This is a genomic window from Photobacterium aquae (assembly GCF_001029445.1).
GTDB classification, from domain to species: domain Bacteria; phylum Pseudomonadota; class Gammaproteobacteria; order Enterobacterales; family Vibrionaceae; genus Photobacterium; species Photobacterium aquae.
In genome coordinates this window covers 61462-80982 of the sequence record NZ_LDOT01000011.1, presented here as the reverse complement: position 1 = coordinate 80982, position 19521 = coordinate 61462, and the positions used below count along the sequence as shown (strand labels likewise).

Here is a 19521-nt window from a genome sequence, read left to right as displayed (position 1 = left end):
TCAGGAAGAGAAGGAAATCGAAATTTTTGATAGGCCAAAACGACAAAAGGTGACGCAATACCCTGCATGGGTGCTGCATCACCTTTTATACCGAAAGGGGTGAGTTGGCCGATAAGCCGGGTTTTGTATCCGCTTGCGCGGTGGTAACCATTCTTCTAGGCCTGCAATCGCTCACAGGCTCAAGCAACCTACCCGTCCCCAACGCGGGCCACGCCATTAGGGACCTATTTGGTCTTGCTCCGGGTGGAGTTTACCGTGCCACGAACTATTGCTAGCCGCGCGGTGCGCTCTTACCGCACCCTTTCACCCTTACCTGTGCACCGTTCCGAAAAACGGGCCATCGGCGGTTTGCTCTCTGCTGCACTGGTCGTAGGCTCGCGCCCCCCAGACGTTATCTGGCACCCTGCCCTATGGAGCCCGGACTTTCCTCCCCTTCGCCAGTCTCCCAAGGGACATCAACGAAGCAGCGGTTACCTGGCCAACTCAGGCGGCAGATTGTATAGAACTTACTTCACAGTTACCAGTGAAAATTCTTACAACCTGTCAAGATGGTGGAAAATTAATCCAAGTTCTCCAAACCCCACTTATAAAGCGCGTTTTTCTTCACGCCGTGGATCTCCGCCGCCAGCGCCGCCGCCTTCTTCAGCGGCAGCTCAGCCACCAACAGGGCCAGCGTCCGCAGGGCATCTGCCGGCAGATCGTTCTTCTCGGCACGGTGACCGGCCACCAACACCACCATCTCGCCGCGGATCCGGTTGCTATCCCCGTTAAGCCACTCGATCAACTCCGCCAGAGGTGCGCCGTGGAACGTCTCGTAGGTCTTGGTCAGCTCGCGAGCCAGTACCACCTGCCGCTCAGGGCCGAGTACCGCAAGCATATCCGCCAGCGAATCCATGATCCGGTGCGGTGATTCGTAGAAAATCAAGGTACGCTCGTCATCCGCAAGCGCTTGGAAAGTATCGCGTCGGCCTTTGCTCTTCGGTGGCAGGAAGCCCTCGAAACTGAAGCGGTCCGACGGCAGGCCAGAGGCACTCAACGCCGTAATTACCGCACATGGGCCCGGCAATGGGACAACTTTAACACCGGCCTGACGACAACGATTCACAAGATGGTATCCTGGATCGCTGATCAGCGGCGTACCGGCATCTGACACCAAAGCAATACTGGTACCGGCCTGAAGCTTCTCGATCAAGTAGTCGGCTTTTTGCTGCTCGTTGTGATCGTGAAGCGCAAAGGTGCGGGTCGAGATCGAGAAGTGAGTCAGCAAGCGGGATGTGTGGCGGGTATCTTCTGCCGCAATCAGATCGACATTCGTCAGGACATCCAGCGCACGCTGTGTGATATCTGCCAAGTTACCGATCGGAGTTGGGACGATGTACAAAGTTGCGACATCTACCGTGCATGAATTCGTATCACTCATTTGTCTAAGATCTCATCTGCAATTAATATAGAGAGTAATTTGTCACAGTTGAATGAATTCAATGATCAATTTTACCCACAAGCGTAAAAGTGTATCACGACTGTTAGCCCCTGTAGCCCTTGCCGTGCTCTTGGCTGGCTGTAGTACCCCTAACCAGCAACACGTCGTGGCCACCGATATCACAGCAACAGCAACGGACACCGCTGCCAATTACCTGATCAGAGCCGAGTCTGCAGAAGGTGTTGAGAGCATTAATTGGCACATTCTTGCCCTCAAAGCCTTCATCAAAGACGGCCAATGGAGCCAGGCAGAAAAGCAGTCCGAGCGCCTTAGCCGCATGAACCTTGACCCGTTGCAAATGGCAGAATGGCAACTAGCCCGTGCAACATTGCGCTACCAGCAAGGGCAGCCCAAGGCCGCTCTCGATTCATTGAATTTCCAGCCATGGTGGACGCTGGCCGACAGCCAGTACCGTCGCTACCACATGCTGCGCGCCGAACTGCTGCGCCAGAATAACCAGTATCTGGACGCCGCACGCGAGCGCACCCAGCTCGATCGCTTCCTTACCGGCGACAAAAAAGCAGCCAACTGGCAAAGCCTGTGGAACGACCTGTCCAACCTCAGCAACAACCAGCTCCAGCGCGCCGCCATCGGTAGCGACGAAACGGTACTGCGCAGCTGGGTACAACTGACAGTGCTGAAAAACACCTACTCCCAGAATCCCGGCAAGCTAAAAAGCATGGTTGAGGACTGGCTGGCACAGAACCCTTACCACCCGGCCAACCAATACCTGCCTGCCGACCTCGATGCGATCATGTCGCTGGAAATTGCCGAGCTCAACAATGTCGCCCTGCTGCTACCGCTGACAGGACGCTTCGAGTCATCGGGCAAAGCTGTGCGTGACGGCTTCATCAATGCCATGCTCGATGATAGCGGCCGTGACGCCAATACCGAACTGACCGTTTACGATACCGAAGCTGAGCCGATGGCCAGTATTCTGGCCAAAATGGAACAAGACGGTGTCGAGCTGGTGATTGGTCCACTACGCAAGGAAAAAATCACCGAGTTCCAACGCGCTAACAGCAGCAAAATTACTCAACTGGCCCTTAACGAGCCAGATGAAACGAACATGATCCAAAGCAACGCCTGCTATTATGCATTGTCTCCGGAACAAGAAGCCGAGCAGGCTGCTCGTCACCTGTTTGCCAAGGGGCACCAGTTCCCTATGGTTCTGGCCCCCGCGAACAGCTATGGCCAGCGCGTCAGCAACGCGTTTATCGAACAATGGCAGCAACTGACCGGTAAAACACCGACAACGCGCCAGTTCAGCTCGCGTAAGCAGATCCAGCAGGAGATCGCAGCCGTCTTCGGCCTGACCGACAGCCAAGCCCGGATCGATCAGATGAAGCAGGTACTCCGGATGGATCTCGAGGCACAACCTCGCAGCCGCCGTGATACCGATGCTGTCTACCTGATCGCCAACAAAAATGAGCTGACCTTGCTAAAGCCATTCATCGAAGTGGCCGTCAACCCGGGGATCACGCCGCCTAAGCTATATGCCAGCTCACGCAGCTACCCGACCCGCACCGGCAATACCAACGAACTGCGCGGGATCGAGTTCAGCGATATCCCGCTGCTGGTCGACGCCAATGCCGGCTTCATGGCTAAGTTTGACGAGCTGTGGCCCAACAGCTCCAATACCAACCTACGCCTGCATGCCTTCGGTATGGATGCCTACAAAATGATCCACGAGCTGCCGCAGATGCAGGTCGTCGACAACTACACCACCCAGGGGACCACCGGCCAGCTAAGCCTCGATGACCAATGTGTCGTCCAGCGCCAGCTAAGCTGGGCGATCTTCTCCGGCAATGGCATTGAACCCGTTCAATAAGCGGCAACAAGGCCAAGCCTATGAAACCATGGCGGAGCAATTTCTGCGCCGCCATGGCCTTTCCCCCATCCAGCGTAACTTCCAGTGCCGTAGCGGCGAAATCGACCTAATCATGAAGCAGCAGCATTGTCTGGTCTTCGTCGAGGTCAAATTCCGTCAGCGAACCCATTACGGTTCAGCCGCAGAAGCGGTAAACTGGCGCAAGCTACAGCGACTCAAGCGAGCTGCGCTTTTTTGGCTGCACAAGAACGGCTATCCTATTGAGCATACAGAGTTTCGATTTGATGTCGTCAGCCTTGAAGGCACACCACCCAAAATCGAATGGCTTACCAATATCCTAGTTGAAGGTTGATCCATGCTAGAGAGCATCAAAGAAAGTTTTACCGAAAGCATCCAAACCCAGATTGCAGCAGCCGAAGCCCTGCCTGATGCTATTTCCCAAGCCGCCCAAGTCATGGTGCAGAGCCTGCTAAATGGCAACAAGATCCTATGCTGCGGCAACGGGGGCTCGGCAGCCAATGCCCAGCATTTTGCCTCCTGCCTGATCAACCGTTTCGAGACAGAGCGCCCAAGCCTACCCGCGCTGGCACTGACCGCAGACACCACGACCCTGACAGCGGTCGCCAACGACTACAGTCTCGATGAAGTATTTTCAAAGCAAATCAGGGCGCTGGGCCAAGGTGGGGATATCTTATTGGTGATCTCAACCAGCGGAAACAGCAAGAACATCATCAAAGCAATGGAAGCGGCACTGACCCGCGACATGACCATTATCGCCCTGACCGGTATGGACGGTGGTGAAATGGCGGGTCTACTGGGCACTCAGGACGTCGAGATCAGGATCCCGTCTCAGCGTACCGCCCGTATCCAGGAAGGCCACCTGCTGACCGTACACTGCCTGTGTGACCTGATTGACAAGGTGCTGTTCCCGCACCACGACGTATAACGCAAAGCAAGGATACGGGATATGCGTAAATTGTTTCTTCCCCTACTGCTAGCGGTATCGCTCCTCAGCGGCTGCTCCATGCTCAATCCCGATGATCCCCGCACTGCTGGACAACAGTGGCAGGATCAGAACATCGAGATGGAAATAGCAGGACTTATCACCAAGCCGCCATTCAGGCACCAAGCCCGGGTAAATGCCATCTCTATCTCGGGGAGGGTCCTGCTGATCGGCCAGGCCGTCGACGCCCAGACCAGCCGCCAGCTCGAACGGCAGGTCCGCGATCTCGCCCATGTCACGCAGGTTTATAACCAACTGCAAATCCGCCCGCTGCCGGAGCTGGGAGAAGTGAGCCAAGACAGCTGGCTGACAACCAAAGTCAAAGCCCAGCTGGTCGCCAGCAAGCAGCTTCGCGATGTCAGTATCATTGTCGCCACTGAAGGGCAGCACGTTTACCTGCTCGGCTTCGTTACGCCGGCGCAGGCGAACATTGCCGCCGATATTGCCCGCAATGTGGCAGGGGTCAAGCAAGTGATAAAGGCCTTTGAATACCCATAGCCAAGCGTAATCAACACGCATAAAAAAACGCAGCCTTAGCTGCGTTTTTTATTATTTGACGACCCGGAGACTTGGGCGACCACGAGGACGTGGCGGCTCATCATCAGGTTCGATATCAGTCACCGTCTCGTCATCATCGCTTACTGCGCTTAGCATATCAGCCGGCATATCATCATCGAGTTCTTCTTCGACAATCATCTCCGACATATAGGCAGGCTCAGGCTCGAACATCGTGCCAGCGCCATTTTCGCGGGCATAAACCGCCATCGCCGCATACAGCGGTACGATCACAGAATGCGGGCGGCCGCTGAAGCGGGCACTGAAACTAATTGCCTCGTTGCCCAGTTCTAGATTGCCAACCGCACGCGGCGCAATATTAAGCACAATCTGGCCGTCACTGACGAACTCCATCGGGACTTTAACCCCCGGCAGAGTTGCATCTACAACCAAGTGTGGCGTCAGATCGTTATCCACCAACCAATCATAATATGCACGAAGCAAATATGGTCGACGCGGTGTCATGCGATCCATATCCATTACTTACCTGCCAGGCGCATTTCGCGCTCTGCTTCAGTCAGTGATGCAAGGAACGAATCACGCTCGAATACACGAGTCATGTAAGCCTTCACTTCCTTCGCGCCAGGGCCAGTCAAATCAATACCCATTGAAGGCAAACGCCATAGCAGCGGTGCCAGGTAGCAATCAACAAGGCTGAACTCTTCGCTCATGAAGTATGGGAACTCTGCAAACACAGGGGCCAGAGCCAACAGCTCTTCACGCAGCTGCTTACGCGCTTTGTCTGCGTCGTCTGCAGTGCCTTTCTGTACTTTCTCGGCCAATGTGTACCAGTTACGCTCGATACGGTACATCATTAGACGGCTGTTACCACGGGCAACCGGGTAAACAGGCATCAGCGGCGGATGAGGGAAACGCTCATCCAAGTATTCCATGATGATATTAGCCTGATAAAGCGCCAACTCACGGTCAACCAGAGTAGGCACAGAATTGTACGGGTTGAGTTCAAGTAGATCTTCTGGCAGATTGTTTGGGTCAACCAGTTCAATCTCAACACTTACACCTTTTTCTGCTAGTACGATACGCACCTGATGGCTGTAGATGTCAGAGGCATCAGAATACAGAGTCATCACAGAGCGTTTATTGGCAGCAACAGCCATCAACCCCTCCAGTATATAGCAATACACAAAAAGCAACGGAGGCCCTAGCCCCCATTGCGAGATTCTAACCCACTAGATTACCTGATCAGTGGACATCACGCCAATACTCTTTCTTCAACAATAATGTTAGTACAAAGAATACCACGATAAAGCCCATCACCCAGTAGCCCAAACGCTGGCGTTCCAGCTTCATCGGCTCGGCAGAATATTCAAGGAAATTGACCAAGTCACGTACGGCCTCGTCGTACTCCTCGTCGTTCAACTCCCCGGTGCCATCCGAGCGGATCCCGACATACTCCTCGATCTCCACCCCGTCCACCAGCCGTGTTTCGTACACCTTGCTCGGAACCCCCTGCAGCTCTTCGAGGACATGGGGCATCCCCACACTCGGGAAGACGATATTGTTAACCCCAAACGGGCGGGTGGGATCGGCATAGAACGAACGCAGATAGGTATAGAGCCAGTCACTGCCGCGCACCCGGGCAACCATCGTCAAATCAGGAGCAGGCGCGCCAAACGAGGCTGCGGCGTAATCGGCCGGTATCGCATTGACCATCAAATCGCCAATTTTGGCATTGGGATCGAAAATCAGGTACTCCTTCATCAGATCATCGGGGATCCCGAGATCCTCCGCCACCCGTCCGTAGCGCTGGTACTGTGTCGCATGACAGGCAAAGCAGTAGTTCATGAAGATCTGGGCGCCTCGCTGGAGCGATGCCTTGTCTGACAAGTCATTGTTCGCCGCGTCGAGCGGGACAGATGGACCCGCCGCCATAGCCAGAGCAGGCAACAGGGAAAAAAGTATCACTATCAACTTTTTCATTTGAATGTCACCCTCTCTGGTAGCGGTTTGGTCGCTTCGTTCTTGCTGTAGAAAAACAGCAGGACAAAGAACATGAAATACGCAAAGCTGAAGATCTGCGCCAAGATGGTATAGGTCGGTGTCGCTGGCAATGCGCCGAGGATCCCCAGAGCCACAAAGCTCACGGTGAACTGGGCGATATTGAACAGGTGCAACTTACTGCGATAACGGTAAGAGCGCACCTTGCAGCGATCCAGCCACGGCAACAAGAACAACGCCACAATCGATGCCCCCATCGCAATAACCCCAAGTAGCTTGTCAGGCACCGCCCGCAAAATCGCGTAGAACGGGGTGAAGTACCAGACCGGGGCGATATGCTCAGGTGTCTTGAGCGGGTTGGCCGCCTCGAAGTTAGGCGGCTCAAGGAAGTAACCGCCCATCTCTGGGTTGAAGAAAATTACATAGCTAAACAGGAAGGCAAACACGGCCACCCCGACCAGATCTTTCACCGTGCCGTATGGGTGGAACGGGATCGAGTCGATGATATCGTACTTCTTGCTGTAATAGCTGTGGAATGGGAACTGGGTCTTATACCCCTCACCCTTGCTGCCTTTGGGCAGCTTCGTCTCGATACCATCCGGGTTATTCGAACCTACCTCATGCAGAGCCAGTACATGAAGCACGACCAGCAGCAGCAGGACTATCGGGAGAGCTATCACATGCAGGGCGAAAAAGCGGTTAAGCGTGGCACCGGAAATCACGTAGTCCCCGCGGATCCACAATGTCAGATCATCACCGATCACCGGAAGCGCACCGAACAGCGAAATAATCACCTGCGCGCCCCAATAGGACATCTGGCCCCAAGGCAACAAATAGCCCATGAAGGCTTCGGCCATCAATACCAGGAAGATCAGCATCCCGAACAGCCACAGCAATTCACGCGGTTTCTGGTAGGAGCCATAAATCAACCCGCGGTACATATGAAGGTAAATAACCACGAAAAAGGCCGAAGCACCCGTGGAGTGCATATAACGCAACAACCAGCCATATTCGACATCACGCATGATGTACTCGATAGAAGCAAAGGCCCCGTCGCCTGACGGCACATAGTTCATCGTCAGCCAAATCCCCGTCAGGATCTGGTTCACCAGGACCAGCATCGCCAGCGAGCCGAATAGATACCAGAAGTTAAAATTTTTCGGCATCGGGTATTCAGATAAATGCTTGCGGTAGGCATTCATCACCGGCAGGCGTTTTTCAAACCAATCTACTATCCCTTGCATCAGACAGCCTCCTCATCAACACCGATCAGAATGGTCCCGTCATCCAAAAACGTATGTGGCGGAACCACCAGATTCAGCGGGGCCGGTACGCCAGAAAAGACCCGGCCGGCCATATCGAACTTGGAACCGTGACACGGGCAGAAAAAGCCCGCGGAGATACCGCTGACCTGCTCACTGAAGGTATTGGGCAGGTAGGTAGGGGAACAGCCGAGGTGGGTGCAGATCCCTACGGCCAAAAAGATTTCCGGTTTAACAGAACGATATTCATTCTGGGCGTAGCCTGGCTGCTGCGGCTCCGCGGACTGCGGATCCCGCAGTTGGCCGTCATGGCTACCCAATTCACTCAAAACCGCATCGCTACGGCGGACAACCCAGACCGGCTTGCCGCGCCATTCGACGCGAACCATCTGGCCATCTTCCAACTTACTGATATCAACCTCAACCGGCGCCCCGGCTGCTTTGGCTTTGGCGCTCGGATTCCACGATTTGATAAAAGGTACGGCTACAGCGGCGGCACCTAAGCCCCCAACAACCGAAGTCGTCGCGGTCAGGAAGCGGCGTCGGCCGTTACTTACTGGCGCATTGCTCATCCAACATTCTCCCATGTGCTCCCGCGCTGGATTATTATTATTTCCTTATGCGTCCTTGGAGCTTGCGGCTAACTTTCTACGGATAGAAAACAGTAGACCTCCACCGACCCTGGTGGAGCAAGCCTGCTTAAAAAGCACTGGCTTATCACACCAAATGATAAATAAAATGACACTTTGTGACAAGATAAAGCTACTTTTTCGCAACAAATGTGAGAGGTATGTTCTTTTTGTTTTCTGAGATGATACAGAATGCTGTGATATTAAGGATTTAGAAGGGTATAACGGGCTACAAACTGCGGTGACGATAGCACATCAATGGATAGGTTGTTGCTTATATGTGACAAGAAAATCAATAGATATAAAAAAAGCCCAACCCGTAGGTTGAGCTTTTTGTGCACAGTAACCAGATAAATCTGGTGCGTAAAATTAACGCTTAGAGAACTGTGGACGACGACGTGCTTTACGTAGACCCACTTTCTTACGTTCAACTTTACGTGCATCACGAGTAACGTAACCCGCAGCGCGTAGTGCTGGACGTAGAGTCTCATCGAACTCCATAAGAGCACGAGTGATACCGTGACGGATTGCGCCTGACTGACCAGTGATACCACCACCTTTAACAGTGATGTATAGGTCTAGTTTCTCAGTCATTTCAACTAGCTCAAGAGGCTGACGAACAACCATGCGAGCTGTTTCGCGACCGAAGTACTCTTCGATGCTGCGTTTGTTGATTACGATGTTGCCAGTACCCGGTTTAATGAAAACACGAGCAGCTGAGCTCTTGCGACGACCAGTGCCGTAGTATTGATTCTCTGCCATTGTCATAATCCCCAATTAGATGTCTAGTACTTTAGGCTGCTGTGCAGCGTGGTTGTGCTCAGTACCTGCGTAAACTTTCAGCTTACGGTACATTGCACGGCCTAGAGGACCTTTAGGAAGCATGCCTTTAACAGCAGTTTCAATAACCATTTCTGGTTTCTTAGCGATCAGCTTGTCGAAGCTGATTGACTTAAGGCCGCCGATGAAGCCAGTGTGGTGGTGGTACATTTTATCTGTACGCTTAGCACCAGTTACTGCTACTTTCTCAGCATTGATAACTACGATGTAGTCACCAGTGTCAACGTGTGGAGTGTACTCCGGCTTGTGCTTACCACGTAGACGAGATGCGATTTCAGTTGCTAGACGACCAAGAGTTTTGCCTTCAGCGTCAACAACATACCAGTCACGTTTTACAGTTTCTGGTTTAGCAACGAAAGTTTTCATGCTAATTATTACCCAAAATTAAATAGTTTCACTTTACGGGAGCCAATGCTCCCCTCTGTACAGAGCCCAGTCATCACCCCTTCGAGTGGTTGGCACTCCCGGCTTTTGCCGTTACAGGTACGGTGGGTCGCAAGATTATAGGGAAGGGTGGAGAAAAAATCACCTTTTTTTGAAAAAAAATTGCGATTTTTTCTGAACCTCAATTTTCGCCCTATAATTAGCAGTTTTCCCTCGCCTATCCGTAGATTCTCCCATCTTTTCTTGGTTTAAACCAGATGGGCGCGTGCCAGATATTCATGGCTCTGCATTTCACTCAAGCGCGAACAGCAGCGTTGAAATTCAAAGGCCAGCTTATAACCCTGATAAAGATCATTCCACGCCACCTCCGCGGAAATAATCAAAGTCACATTGCGCTCATAAAATTCATCAACCAACGCAATAAAGCGCCGTGCCGCATCATTGTGCTCCTCCCCCATAACCGTGACCCCTGAGAGCAAGACAGTATGGTAAAGCCGGGCTATCTCCATATAGTCGCTCTGGCTTCTTGGCCCTAGGCACAAGGTCGAAAAGTCAAAATGCACCACCCCGTCATGCTCCTGGCTGGCCACCAGCGGCCGCTGATTTATAACGAGGGATTTAGCCGACGCCCCTACCGTACCGGCTAATTGATTAAAATACCGGGTCATATTGTCCTTAGCGGCACCGTCTAGCGGGTAATGGTAAATTTCAGCCAACTCGAGTGTCCGGAGCCGATAATCAACGCCGCCATCAAGATTCACCACCTCGCAATGCGCCTTAATAAGGGCGATGGCAGGCAAGAAGCGCGAACGTTGCAAGCCGTTTCGATACAGGTCATCAGGCGGAATGTTGGACGTGGCAACCAAGGTGATCCCTCGCCTGAACAGCGCCTCGAACAAGGTACCCAGCAGCATCGCATCCGTAATATCAGACACAAAGAACTCATCAAAGCAGATCAGGTCTGCTTCTTCGCAAAAACGGTCGGCCACCATCTCGAGGGGATCGGACTGGGCGCCAAGCAAGCGAAGCTCATCGTGGACCCGCTGCATAAATCGATGAAAGTGCACCCGCATCTTGCGTTTTAGCGGCAGGCACTCAAAAAAGGTATCAACCAGATAGGTCTTGCCTCGGCCGACACCGCCCCAGAAATAAAGCCCCCGGACAGGTGGAGGCGACGGAGGGGCCTGGCGGAGTACGCGCTGCCATAGTGACGGGGATGGGGTTGCTCTTGGGGCCATGAGGCGATGGTAGAGCTCATCAAGGTGACGTACCGCCTCCGCCTGCGCCGGATCTGCAATGAACCCCTCTCGGGTGAGATCCTGTCTGTATTTCTGCTGTGGTGTCATCCTTTCCTTGTACTTAATCGTTTTCCTTCCATGCCCAAGATAGTAACATGACCACCAGTGAGCATGTACAGAACGCCAATCGTGGCTATACTGAAGCTCGGCCTTGCAGTTTGTAAAAGCCGACGGGTGCTTACCTTAAATCATGCAAATGATTCAGCGGCAATTCATCTTATTACTCTAGAACAGATGAACATGGCAGTCCTGCTACTGCCATCCGCCGGGCACCATCCCCAAGATTCGGGAGGTAGCCTGTCGCAGTCCCTTTACCTGAAGTCAAAAGGAGTATTTCATGGCTTGGATTTATGCGCTTCTTATCTTTATTGCCGGGGCGATTGTCGGGGCCTTCGCTGCCCGTCTGGGAAACAAAGGCCTCAAACAACAAAAAGAGCTCAAGAAAGAGCTCGACAAATCAAAATACGAACTGGAACAGTTCCGCCAGGAGTTGGTTGACCATTTTGCCCAAAGCTCGGAACTACTAGACAATATTGCCAAAGACTACAGCAAGCTCTATGAGCACATGGCAAAAACCTCAACCGAGTTGATGCCAAACCTGCCAGAGCAGGACAATCCGTTTTCCCGTCGCATCAGCACGCTAGAGTCAGTGAAAAAAACTGACGAAGCTCAAGGCCAACCTCGTGACTATGCCAATGGCGCAACCGGCCTCCTAAAAGGTGAGCGGGAGCAGGTGAGCGAGACCCCTAAAGCCAGCTAAACCCTGCAATTATCCACAAAACAGCATGCTCTCTCTGGGGCATGCTGTTTTTTTATTGTACAAATTTTGGAACTAACCCGCAGTTCTCGAGTCTTAGGGTTGGCAGGATTATCCCATTAATTAGACACCTGCTTAGACTTGAATCTCGGAGTTATAGTAATAATGAAAAAACCTTTGCTTGTATTAAGTGCCCTAGCACTCGGCATCAGTTCTGTTATTACCCCAATCACTGCAACGGCCGCACTGCCCCATTCCGTCAACGGCCAGCAAGTTCCAAGCCTTGCCCCGATGCTGGAGCAAGTCACCCCGGCCGTTGTCAGTATTTCAGTCGAAGGCACGCAAGTATCAAAGCAGCGCCTGCCTGAAACATTCCGTTTCTTCTTTGGCCCAGAGTTCCCCGAAGAGCAGATCCGCGAGCGTCCGTTCCGCGGCCTTGGCTCAGGGGTTATCGTCGATGCCGACAAGGGCTATATCGTCACCAACCACCATGTTATCGGGGGCGCCGACAAGATCCTTGTCCAGCTCCATGACGGCCGCGAAGTCAGCGCCGAGCTAATTGGCAGCGATGAGATGTCCGACATCGCCCTGCTCAAGCTGAGCAACACCAAAGATCTCACCGAAATCAAGCTGGCCGATTCAGACCAGATCAAAGTCGGTGACTTTGCGGTTGCCATCGGCAACCCATTCGGCCTTGGCCAGACGGTTACCTCCGGCATTATCTCTGCGCTGGGACGCAGCGGCCTGAACATCGAGAACTTCGAAAACTTCATCCAGACCGATGCTGCGATCAACAGCGGTAACTCCGGCGGTGCACTGGTCAACCTCAATGGTGAACTGGTCGGGATCAATACGGCAATCCTCGGCCCGAACGGCGGCAACGTCGGTATCGGCTTTGCCATCCCGGTGAACATGGTGAAAAACCTAACCGAGCAGATTATTGAATACGGCGAAGTCAAACGCGGCGTACTGGGCGTACAAGGTGGGGAGCTAACCTCGGAGCTGGCTGAGGCATTCGGCTACGAAACCAACCACGGGGCCTTTATCAACCAAGTTATGCCGGATTCTGCCGCAGCCAAAGCAGGGCTAAAAGCCGGCGATATCATCACCTCGGTCAACGGCAAGGAAATCCAGACCTTCGGCGAACTGCGGGCCAAGATAGCCACTATCGGCGCCGGCAAGACGGTCAAACTGGGCATTGTCCGCGACGGCAAGGAAAAGACCGTCAAGGTGACCCTGCAAGGCGCGAGCCAAAACAAGGTCAAAGCCGATAACCTCCACCCGGGACTGAGCGGCGCGGAATTTGCCAACACCACCGCCAGCGACGGTATCAAGGGCGTCAAGGTCACCAATCTGCAAGAGAAATCCATGGCGGCTCGCTACGGCCTGCAGAAGGATGACATTATTCTGGGCGTCAACCGCCAGCCTGTCCGCAACCTCGGCGAGCTGCGCAAGGCTCTGGAAAGCCACAGCGGCGTGCTGGCACTGGAAATCAAGCGCGGCGACGCGGTCCTCTACCTCATCATCCGCTAACCCGCACCATCAAGACAGGCAGCCCTTGGGCTGCCTGTTTCTTCACGCCGTTAATATGCTACGCCATTCTCAAAATAACGCTGAAATTTGGTATCTTGCTACGGTAATGGTAATCTCGTCGGCTATATTTAGCGGTATTCGTTTTCAAGGGAGCATACATGCTGGCGTTCTTAGGTCGATCCATATTGCTGGGTGTCGTCACGGCCATTGCCCTATTGCTCGCATTCCCTGATCTGCGCACTCAAATGCTGGCGCCAACCACCGTCCTTCCGGCCCAGCCAGACCAGACCCAACTCTCATTCAACTATGCGGTACGCCGAGCATCGCCTGCCGTCGTCAACATCTATAATCGTCGCTACAACGCCAACGACCGCCTCCAGCTCAGCACCCAAGGGCTAGGCTCCGGCGTGATCATGAGCGACAAAGGCTACATTGTTACCAATTACCATGTGGTTGCCGAGGCCGATCAGGTCATTGTCGCTCTGCAGGATGGTAGGATCCTAACCGCCCAGTTAATCGGCAAAGACCGCCGTACCGATCTCGCGGTACTCAAAATCCCCGCAGACAACCTGCCGGTGATCCCACTCAATGCCCGCTACAAACCCGCCGTGGGCGATGTGGTTTTGGCTATAGGCAACCCGTACAACCTAGGCCAAACCACTACCTATGGAATCATCTCGGCAACGGGGCGAGCAGGAATGAGCTTCTATGGCCGTCAGGATTTCCTTCAGACCGATGCCGCGATCAACGACGGCAACTCCGGCGGGGCGCTGGTCAACACCCGCGGCGAGTTAGTAGGCATTAACACCGCCTCGTTCCAGCAGGCGACCGACATCGAGACCTACGGGATCTCTTTTGCGATCCCTTATGAGCTCACCCAAACCATCATGAACAAGCTCATTGCTGACGGCCGGGTGATCCGTGGCTATATCGGCCTCGAAGCGCGGGATATCAACCCGGTCATGGCCCGCCTCTATGATGCCGACCAAGTCAGCGGGATCATCGTGATGGGTATGGATCCCAACGGCCCCGCGGCCAAAGCCGGATTCAAAGTCCAGGATATCCTGGTCGAAATCGACGGCAAGCGTGTCACCGACCGACGCAATGTGCTCGATATCGTAACCGACCTTCGTCCGGGTACGCAGGTTGCCATGAAAGTCCTGCGCAACGGCCAGCCCAAGACCCTGAGTGTCCTGATTGGCGACGAGCCTGAGGTCTAACGGCATATACTCGGCGGCCACCACAATAAATACCCATGACGAATAAAAATATTCCTATGTGAGCAAAAAACAACATTGAAAGGAATCGAACAAGAAGATTAGAATTCAGGGTCAACACTCGAAAGGCCGTACGATCCTATTATGAAGCAATCAGATATCCATACCCCGATTCCTCCTATCTTTGTCATCAATATGGAGAAATCGAAGGATCGCAGGGAATATATTCGCGCACAGTTTGAAGCCATGGGTATCCAATTCCATTTCTTCAATGCCATTGACGGCAAAAAACTATCCAGTGCAGAACTGAACACTATTGATTTTATTCAGGCAAAAGCCCTTTGCGGGCACCAACTCTCACTGGGAGAAGTTGGCTGTGCACTGAGCCATATCCGAATCTACGAAAAATGCCTGGCCGAGAGCATCGACGAGGTGATAATCCTCGAGGATGACATCACCGTTCCTGAGTATTTTCATACGGTCCTCCAAGCTATCGCCAAACGGAAAAATCCACATAGCGAATTGCTCTACCTTTTCCATGGGAAGGCAAAGACCTGGCCCCTGTACAAAAAGTTGCCATATAATTTCAAGATCAAAAAAGTGATCCCGCCGTCAGCCACCTCCAGCCGCTTTATTACCGGAACAGTTGGCTACTACATCAATAAATCGGGCATGCAAAAGCTACTATCACATGCCTATCCAGTTCGAATGCCCGCAGACTACCTTACAGGGTTCATCCAGCGATCAGGCATCAATTGCTACACGATCGAACCCAACCTACTAGCCCTGGCTGGTTTCGATACCACCATTGACGATCGCAACTATGGCGATCACCTTCACTTAGATCATGCCAATACCATCAGCTAACAATCTACAAATATAAAAAAAGCGAGGAATCATCCTCGCTTTTTTTCATCTATCGTCAGCAATTTAGTCGCTAAAGCGCTCGATGTTCATACCCAGCGCACGGAACTTGTCTTCGATATGTTCGTAGCCGCGATCAATATGGTAGATACGATCGACGATCGTCTCACCCTTGGCAATACTGCCTGCAATCACCAAGCTAGCCGATGCACGCAGGTCTGTAGCCATTACCTGAGCGCCGCTCAGGCCATCGGTATCACCACAGATAACCGTGTTGCCTTCAATCTCGGCACGCGCACCCATCCGGATAAGCTCAGGAATATGCATGAAACGGTTTTCGAAAATCGTCTCGGTAATAATCCCCGTCCCCTTCGCAATCAGGTTCAACAACGAGAACTGCGCCTGCATATCGGTTGGGAACCCCGGATGCGGGGCGGTACGGATATTTACAGCGGTCAGCTCGCGATCCGTCATGTCCAGACTGATCCAGTCGTCGCCGGTTTCAACCTTGGCACCCGCTTCTTCAAGCTTGGCCAACGCCGCTTCCATCAATGACGGACGCGTATTGCGGCACACAATCTTGCCGCCAGATACCGCTGCGGCAACCAAGAAGGTACCGGTCTCGATACGATCTGGCAGCACTTCGTGGTAACCGCCACCTAGACGCTCAACACCTTCAATAGTAATGGTATCGCTGCCTGCGCCGCTGATCTTCGCCCCCAGCGTATTGAGGAAATCTGCCGTATCGACAATTTCAGGCTCACGCGCGGCATTTTCGATCACGGTCGTACCTTCGGCCAAAGTCGCCGCAGACATAATGGTCACTGTCGCACCGACACTAACCTTGTCCATCACGATATGGGCACCTTTCAGGCGACCATCAACGGTGGCTTTCACATAGCCTTCATCCAAGGTAATTTCGGCACCCAACTGCTCAAGGCCGTGGATATGCAAATCAACAGGACGGGCACCAATCGCACAACCGCCAGGCAGGGAAACCTGACCTTGCCCGAAACGAGCAACCAATGGGCCAAGCGCCCAGATAGACGCACGCATGGTCTTCACCAAATCGTACGGCGCACAGTACTCGTTCACGCTACCAGCATCGACATGGACTGAACCATTGCGTGACACCTTGGCACCTAGACGGCTCAACAGCTCCATGGTCGTATCTATATCACGTAGCTTAGGTACGTTAGCGACCTCTACCGGCTCTTCTGCCAACAACGCGGCAAACAAGATTGGCAGAGCGGCATTTTTTGCACCCGAAATGGACACTTCACCACACAGCGGGCCACCGCCCTGGATTCGAAACTTTTGCATCATAACCTCTTAGGACAGCGACATTAGCTTTTTGTCACGTGCCCACTCCTCAGGAGTGTACGTCTTAATACTCAATGCATGGATTGCATTGGTCGCAATGTGCCCCATCAGCGGGCTGTAAATGGCCTGCTGTTTTTTCACGCGGTTCATTCCCTCGAACATGGCACCAACAGCGATCACTTCGTAATGGCTGCCATCACCCTTGACAATCACTTCGTCAAGCTCAAGGGCACTTTCCAGAATTTGTTTAATTTCAGAAACTTCCACAAGCATTCCTCTTGACTGCTTACGTTTTGCAAGCAGAGAACATTGATTCTACATGGCTCAGGCGAAGCAGCGTATTAAGCTGTTCCGGCACATCCAACAAGTGAAGCTCAGCCCCTTGTTGCCGGAGTTGCTGGCAAAGGTGAAGCAACATCACCATACCGGCAGAATCCACCCGGGTAACAGCGGCCAAATCCAGCGTCACCGCAGAGTCTGCGGGCATCCATTGCTGTCGCTGCTGCCAAAAAGCTGGAACTGTGTCACGTTCCAATGCCCCTGACAAGCAGTAATGGCCATTTTCCTGAACTCGCCACTCAATCTTTCGCTTACTCATTGATTTTGGGCCTCGCGGCGAATTGGCTTGGCTGCCAGTGCCTTGAGATCCTGAGTTACTGCATCAACACCTTGGCTGCGAAGCTTGCCGCTCCACTCACTCTGCTTGGTCGAAATCATACTGACGCCCTCGGCGACCATATCAAAAGCCTGCCACTGTGACGTCTTGCTGTTCTTGCGCAATTTAAAATCCAACCGGATTGGCGGACGCTGGTTATCTAGAATATCCACTCGGACAGAAACGACTTTGCGATCTGCCGGTACCGCTTTGGCCGATTCAATCTTAATATCCTGATCCGTATATTGAGTCAGCACCTGGGCATAAGAGGCCACCAAATACTCGGTAAATGCCGCAACAAAGGCGTTACGCTGCTGCGCCGTCGTCTTTTTCAAATTGGGCCCAAGCACCTTGAAGGCCGCATAGCGCGCATTGACGTAAGGTAGCAACTCCTGGCGAACAACCGTACGCAGCTGCTCAGGATTACGCTGGATCTGTACTTGTTCTGCCTTAAGGCGCGAAAACGTCTGCTTTGCGACTTGATCAATCAGGCGATAAGGGTTGCTCTGATCAACCGCCGCCAGAGTGATGCCCGGAATCATCACGATTAGCCACAAAGCATGTCTCAACCACTTCATTGTTTTCTCCCTTACTTATTTGTCACCGCCAATGCTATAGAGCACTTGGCCAATCATATCTTCCAGTACCAACGCTGATTTTGTATCTTCAATCAGGTCGCCATCATGCAACATCTCGATATCCTCATCGACAAAACCCGGCTTAATCCCCAGGAACTGCTCGCCCAGCAAGCCTGATGTCAGAATAGCTGCTGAACTGGTTTCTGGGAAATAGCCATATTTCTTATCAATCGACAATGTTACGACCGGGACATACGTCTCGGTATCTAGCGTGATGTTAGCAACCGTACCGACGGTTACCCCACCGACCTTGATCGGTGAACGCACCTTGAGCCCGCCGATATTGTCAAAATGTGCTTTTAGGGTGTAGGTTTCTGTACCACCGATGCTCTGTACGTCGGCGACTTTGAAGATCAGCACCAACAATGCTGCAATTCCAGCCAAGACAAAGCTGCCTACCCATAATTCTAGTTTTCTTGTTTGTTGCATCAGAAAATTCCTGTTGTCGTCCCTGCTGGCACTTACTGGCCCCTAAACCCTTTCTGCGGGGACCAATACGTCATATTTGTTTTTAGCTGAACATCAGGGCGGTAAGAACAAAGTCCAAGCCCAATACTGCCAATGATGAATGAACCACTGTCTGAGTCGTTGCCCGGCTGATCCCTTCGGAAGTCGGTACCGCATCGTAACCATTGAAGACCGCAATCCAGGTCACCGTCACGGCAAAAACCACCGACTTGAGCACACTGTTGCCAATGTCATAGCCCAGCTCGACAGAAGACTGCATCACCGACCAGAAACTGCCGTGGTCGATACCTTTCCAGTCAACACCGACCAGCTCGCCGCCCCAAATGGCCGCAGCGATAAACAGCATCGCCAGCAGCGGCATCGAAATAACCCCAGCCCAGAAACGCGGGGCAATCACCCGCCGTAGCGGATCCACCGCCATCATTTCCATGCCGGACAGCTGTTCGGTTGCCTTCATCAGGCCAATCTCTGCCGTCAGCGCCGAGCCTGCCCGGCCAGCAAACAGCAAGGCCGTCACGACGGGGCCGAGTTCACGGAGCAACGACAGGGCAACCATCTGGCCAAGGCTGGTTTCGGCACCAAAGTCCACCAGCACGATATAGCCCTGCAGGCTGAGCACCATCCCGATAAACAACCCCGACACCAGGATAATAGCCGCCGACATCACCCCCACCGAATACAGCTGGCGAACCAGCAGCGGGAACATTTTGCGGGGCTGGGGCTTGCTGACCACCGCGCCGTAAAGCATCAGGGTCGCTCGGCCAATCGAGCTACACAAGGCCAAGGCCCGTTGGCCTTGGCGGGCCACTAAATCCAACACCATGC

General features: G+C 53.1%; 23 protein-coding genes and 1 other RNA gene. 8 read left to right on the top strand and 16 right to left on the bottom strand.

All coding sequences use genetic code 11. From position 1 onward, the window contains the following. Positions 1-96 precede the first annotated feature (96 nt). Both rnpB and rsmI read right to left on the bottom strand, forming a co-directional pair. An RNA gene (rnpB, locus tag ABT56_RS23235) (RNase P RNA component class A) lies at positions 97-486 on the bottom strand. 73 nt (positions 487-559) lie between these two features. Beyond that, entirely contained in the window at positions 560-1420 is an 861-nt protein-coding gene (gene rsmI / locus ABT56_RS09175) for a 16S rRNA (cytidine(1402)-2'-O)-methyltransferase (protein ID WP_047878584.1), read from the bottom strand. 61 nt (positions 1421-1481) lie between these two features. Here rsmI and ABT56_RS09170 point away from each other — a divergent pair, with 61 nt between their 5' ends. The 4 genes from ABT56_RS09170 to ABT56_RS09155 are packed head-to-tail and all read left to right on the top strand — an operon-like array spanning position 1482 to position 4812. Then, positions 1482-3311 (top strand): penicillin-binding protein activator, encoded by a 1830-nt coding sequence (locus ABT56_RS09170; protein ID WP_047878583.1) that lies wholly within the window; start codon positions 1482-1484, stop codon positions 3309-3311. After that, on the top strand, positions 3289-3663 hold the full coding sequence (locus ABT56_RS09165) for a YraN family protein (protein WP_047878582.1): 375 nt from the start codon (positions 3289-3291) through the stop codon (positions 3661-3663). The genes ABT56_RS09170 and ABT56_RS09165 overlap by 23 nt, the downstream gene beginning before the upstream one ends. Positions 3664-3666: 3 nt before the next feature. Continuing rightward, positions 3667-4257: a phosphoheptose isomerase gene (locus ABT56_RS09160; protein ID WP_047878581.1), complete on the top strand. Its 591-nt coding sequence runs from the start codon at positions 3667-3669 to the stop codon at positions 4255-4257. Positions 4258-4278: 21 nt separating this feature from the next. Further along, the gene (locus ABT56_RS09155; RefSeq protein ID WP_047878580.1) at positions 4279-4812 is read left to right on the top strand and encodes a BON domain-containing protein; all 534 of its coding nucleotides are present in this window, start codon (positions 4279-4281) and stop codon (positions 4810-4812) included. Between the two features lie 51 nt (positions 4813-4863). On the opposite strand, the gene sspB is transcribed toward ABT56_RS09155, so the two are convergent. The 8 genes from sspB to zapE all read right to left on the bottom strand — a co-directional run bounded on the left by sspB (position 4864) and on the right by zapE (position 11289). Further along, positions 4864-5349, bottom strand: coding sequence for a ClpXP protease specificity-enhancing factor (sspB, locus tag ABT56_RS09150; RefSeq protein ID WP_047878579.1), 486 nt, complete (start codon positions 5347-5349; stop codon positions 4864-4866). Continuing rightward, complete coding sequence (sspA, locus tag ABT56_RS09145) at positions 5349-5987, bottom strand: stringent starvation protein SspA (RefSeq protein WP_047878578.1); 639 nt, start codon at positions 5985-5987, stop codon at positions 5349-5351. Before sspA ends, sspB begins: the two co-directional genes overlap by 1 nt. An 85-nt stretch (positions 5988-6072) precedes the next feature. Then, on the bottom strand, positions 6073-6810 hold the full coding sequence (locus tag ABT56_RS09140) for a cytochrome c1 (RefSeq protein WP_047878577.1): 738 nt from the start codon (positions 6808-6810) through the stop codon (positions 6073-6075). Beyond that, positions 6807-8072: a cytochrome b gene (locus ABT56_RS09135; protein WP_047878576.1), complete on the bottom strand. Its 1266-nt coding sequence runs from the start codon at positions 8070-8072 to the stop codon at positions 6807-6809. The genes ABT56_RS09140 and ABT56_RS09135 overlap by 4 nt, the downstream gene beginning before the upstream one ends. Continuing rightward, positions 8072-8662, bottom strand: coding sequence for a ubiquinol-cytochrome c reductase iron-sulfur subunit (gene petA, locus ABT56_RS09130; RefSeq protein ID WP_047878670.1), 591 nt, complete (start codon positions 8660-8662; stop codon positions 8072-8074). The genes ABT56_RS09135 and petA overlap by 1 nt, the downstream gene beginning before the upstream one ends. Before the next feature lie 426 nt (positions 8663-9088). Further along, complete coding sequence (gene rpsI / locus ABT56_RS09125; RefSeq protein WP_047872725.1) at positions 9089-9481, bottom strand: 30S ribosomal protein S9; 393 nt, start codon at positions 9479-9481, stop codon at positions 9089-9091. Positions 9482-9496: 15 nt separating this feature from the next. Further along, a complete protein-coding gene (gene rplM, locus ABT56_RS09120) occupies positions 9497-9925 on the bottom strand; it encodes a 50S ribosomal protein L13 (protein ID WP_047878575.1) in 429 nt (142 codons plus the stop codon). 266 nt (positions 9926-10191) lie between these two features. Beyond that, positions 10192-11289 carry a cell division protein ZapE gene (gene zapE / locus ABT56_RS09115; protein WP_047878574.1) on the bottom strand — a complete coding sequence of 366 codons (1098 nt, stop codon included), beginning with the start codon at positions 11287-11289 and terminating at the stop codon, positions 10192-10194. A gap of 289 nt (positions 11290-11578) precedes the next feature. Between zapE and zapG the strand changes: the two genes are divergently transcribed. The 4 genes from zapG (at position 11579) to ABT56_RS09095 (ending at position 15615) form a co-directional block, all read left to right on the top strand. Further along, positions 11579-12001: a Z-ring associated protein ZapG gene (gene zapG / locus ABT56_RS09110; RefSeq protein ID WP_047878573.1), complete on the top strand. Its 423-nt coding sequence runs from the start codon at positions 11579-11581 to the stop codon at positions 11999-12001. 162 nt (positions 12002-12163) lie between these two features. Next, positions 12164-13531, top strand: coding sequence for a Do family serine endopeptidase (locus tag ABT56_RS09105; protein ID WP_047878572.1), 1368 nt, complete (start codon positions 12164-12166; stop codon positions 13529-13531). Positions 13532-13689: 158 nt separating this feature from the next. After that, positions 13690-14751 carry an outer membrane-stress sensor serine endopeptidase DegS gene (gene degS, locus ABT56_RS09100; protein ID WP_047878571.1) on the top strand — a complete coding sequence of 354 codons (1062 nt, stop codon included), beginning with the start codon at positions 13690-13692 and terminating at the stop codon, positions 14749-14751. Positions 14752-14892: 141 nt separating this feature from the next. Next, positions 14893-15615 carry a glycosyltransferase family 25 protein gene (locus ABT56_RS09095; RefSeq protein WP_047878570.1) on the top strand — a complete coding sequence of 241 codons (723 nt, stop codon included), beginning with the start codon at positions 14893-14895 and terminating at the stop codon, positions 15613-15615. Positions 15616-15678: 63 nt separating this feature from the next. Here ABT56_RS09095 and murA read toward each other — a convergent pair whose 3' ends face one another. From murA to mlaE, 6 genes are all read right to left on the bottom strand, one after another. Beyond that, complete coding sequence (gene murA, locus ABT56_RS09090; protein ID WP_047878569.1) at positions 15679-16935, bottom strand: UDP-N-acetylglucosamine 1-carboxyvinyltransferase; 1257 nt, start codon at positions 16933-16935, stop codon at positions 15679-15681. Positions 16936-16944: 9 nt separating this feature from the next. Continuing rightward, positions 16945-17208: a BolA family iron metabolism protein IbaG gene (gene ibaG, locus ABT56_RS09085; protein ID WP_420835123.1), complete on the bottom strand. Its 264-nt coding sequence runs from the start codon at positions 17206-17208 to the stop codon at positions 16945-16947. 13 nt (positions 17209-17221) lie between these two features. Then, positions 17222-17533 carry an STAS domain-containing protein gene (locus ABT56_RS09080; RefSeq protein WP_047878568.1) on the bottom strand — a complete coding sequence of 104 codons (312 nt, stop codon included), beginning with the start codon at positions 17531-17533 and terminating at the stop codon, positions 17222-17224. Continuing rightward, positions 17530-18168 carry a phospholipid-binding protein MlaC gene (gene mlaC / locus ABT56_RS09075; protein WP_047878567.1) on the bottom strand — a complete coding sequence of 213 codons (639 nt, stop codon included), beginning with the start codon at positions 18166-18168 and terminating at the stop codon, positions 17530-17532. Before mlaC ends, ABT56_RS09080 begins: the two co-directional genes overlap by 4 nt. Before the next feature lie 15 nt (positions 18169-18183). Further along, a complete protein-coding gene (gene mlaD / locus ABT56_RS09070; protein WP_047878566.1) occupies positions 18184-18657 on the bottom strand; it encodes an outer membrane lipid asymmetry maintenance protein MlaD in 474 nt (157 codons plus the stop codon). An 82-nt stretch (positions 18658-18739) separates the two neighbouring features. Continuing rightward, the gene (mlaE, locus tag ABT56_RS09065) at positions 18740-19519 is read right to left on the bottom strand and encodes a lipid asymmetry maintenance ABC transporter permease subunit MlaE (protein WP_047878565.1); all 780 of its coding nucleotides are present in this window, start codon (positions 19517-19519) and stop codon (positions 18740-18742) included. Positions 19520-19521 lie beyond the last annotated feature (2 nt).